The sequence below is a fragment of the Corallococcus sp. AB049A genome (assembly GCF_003668885.1).
GTDB classification, from domain to species: Bacteria; Myxococcota; Myxococcia; order Myxococcales; family Myxococcaceae; genus Corallococcus; species Corallococcus interemptor.
The window spans coordinates 1-533 of the sequence record NZ_RAWL01000930.1 but is presented as its reverse complement, the minus strand read 5'-3'; the positions used below and the strand labels follow the sequence as shown (position 1 = coordinate 533).

Below are 533 nucleotides of genomic sequence, written 5' to 3'. Positions count from 1 at the left end.
GCTCCCACATGAACACCCCGGCCAGGCCCTGCTCACGGGCGAACCGGGCACGCAGGCCGATCGAGCGCGGGTCTTCATAGCTGATGAAGATCTTCTGCACGGCGTTGTACAGCCACGGGCTCTGCGCCTGCGGCTGCCAGTGCTTCACCCAACCCGGCTGGTCGAGATAGCGCGCCTTGATCACCCGCCAGTCGCCGGCGTCGGCCGGTGCGCTGTAGGGCTGATACAGGCCATCCGGCGCATCGCCGGTGACCTTGAAGCCGCGCCCATAGAACGGCACGCCCAGCACCAGCTTGTCGGCCGGCACACCGTGCTCGCGGTAGTACTGCACCGCGCCGGCCACGTTGTTCCAGCGCCGCAGCTCCGGCGCCAGCGGATCGGCCGGCACTTCATGCAGGGGCGCATTGAAGGTCGACACCGATGAGAAGCCGGTGCCCATGTCATAGCTCATCAGGTTGATGAAATCGAACACCTTGGCCAGCGCCGGCAGGTCGTAGCTCGCCGCCGGATCATAGGGGCCATCGGTCTGCAGG

Annotated in this window: 1 protein-coding gene; it reads right to left on the bottom strand. The window is 66.8% G+C overall.

Annotation, left to right across the window (positions count from 1 at the left end; genetic code table 11):
- Positions 1–533: glycoside hydrolase family 18 protein (locus D7X55_RS45940; RefSeq protein WP_147470471.1), on the bottom strand; the 533-nt coding region annotated here is incomplete at both ends.